Source organism: Brachybacterium paraconglomeratum (assembly GCF_003994255.1).
Classification (GTDB): Bacteria; Actinomycetota; Actinomycetes; order Actinomycetales; family Dermabacteraceae; genus Brachybacterium; species Brachybacterium conglomeratum.
On sequence record NZ_ML133876.1, the window covers coordinates 1 to 1,477 of the forward strand.

Here is a 1,477-nt window from a genome sequence, read left to right on the forward strand (position 1 = left end):
GGGGGGTGTCCCTATGTTCCGAGTCAAGCCGCGAGGGCGGCTGGCTCGGGTGTCGGGGCGTTGGTGGGTGGCTGGTAGTAGGTGCCGTCGCGGAGCATGGCGAAGATGACGTTGCAGCGGCGGCGTGCCAGGCAGATCACGGCGGCGTTGTGGCGCTTGCCCTGGGCTCGTTTCCGATCGTAGTAAGCCTTGGAGATCGGGTCGTGGTTCGAGGCGACCCAGGCGGAGTAGACCAGTGCGTTCTTCAGTCGTTTGTTGCCTGATCGAGCGGGAAACTCCCCGCGGATCGAGGTTCCGGATCTTCGCGTGACCGGCGCGATGCCGGCATAGGCCGCGAGGTGGCCCGGGGTCTCGAACGCGGAACCGTCGCCAATGTTCAAGAGGATCTGAGCGGCGGTCTTGATGCCGATCCCCGGCATACTCATCAAGACCGAGGCGAGAGGGAAGTCCTCCAACATGCCCTCGACCTCCCTGGCCACGGTCGCTCGCTGTTCCTTGAGTTCCTTGACCTGACCAGCGACTCTGGGGATCACGAGCTCCACTGCTGCGGTCGCAGGAACGATGACGGTCTGCTCTCCGAGCGCCGTGAAGATCTGATCGACCAGTGCTTCGGGACTCCGGCGGGAATGGGACCGGGCGAACCGGAGAACCTTGCCACGGCCAGCAGTCTTGAGCCCGGTGGGGCCGCCGAACTTCTCCAGCAGATCCAGCACCAGTGTCGTGGAAAAGCTGCCACCGACGAAGACGCGCTCGAGTGCGGGATGGATCTGCGTGAGCAGCGACCGGATCCGATTCAGCGCCCTCGTGGTCTCGTGCGCGAGGTCTTCATCGAAGCCGGCCAGGACTTTCAGGGCGGAGAGGATCTCGTTGTCTCGATCGACCTGCCGCAACGTGTGAGGCATAGTCCGAGCGGTGTCGGCGATGATGAACGCGTCGCGTGCATCGGTCTTTGACCTGCCGGGATACAGATCCGCGGCTTTCCTCATCGCCAACCCGGCGAGGTAGGCGACGGTGCAGCCAGTGTCTCGGGCGACGGCGATCGGTAGCGTCCCGATGGTGTTGGGCTGATCGACCACCATCAACACTTCGCCGTGGTTCTGCAGCTGAGTGAACAGCTCGCGGAGCTTGGTCTCGTCCTGCGGGAGGGGCTTATCGAACAGCTTGTTCCCCTCCGGGTCGAGCGCGCACGCGTGGTGAGCGGTCTTCCCGACGTCCAGGCCGACGACGACCGCGAATCGTGTGTTCATGATGCTGTCCTTCCTTGGAGCATCATCGCTGGTCGCAGTCCTGACACCCGATGCCGGCACCCACGTTACAAAGAGACCTCAGCAGTGCTGGGCCGTGTCCCTATCAGCGGTCAACGCGTGTCTCTCGACCGGGCGGCAACACCCCCCCGGACCATTGATGGCAGGGCAACATAGCCATACCCGGCCGAGCGACCAGACCCCGTCCATCGGGGTGCTCACAAGGTAACGGG

1 protein-coding gene is annotated in these 1,477 nt (G+C 64.1%); it reads right to left on the reverse strand.

The genetic code is table 11. From position 1 onward, the window contains the following. Positions 1-23 precede the first annotated feature (23 nt). Complete coding sequence (locus DS079_RS16950; RefSeq protein WP_126988918.1) at positions 24-1,247, reverse strand: IS110 family RNA-guided transposase; 1,224 nt, start codon at positions 1,245-1,247, stop codon at positions 24-26. Between the last annotated feature and the right edge of the window lie 230 nt (positions 1,248-1,477).

Excerpts from the sequence above, each read along its gene's own strand:
- DS079_RS16950 (WP_126988918.1), bottom strand. The coding sequence starts at position 1,247 with ATGAACACACGATTCGCGGTCGTCGTCGGCCTGGACGTCGGGAAGACC.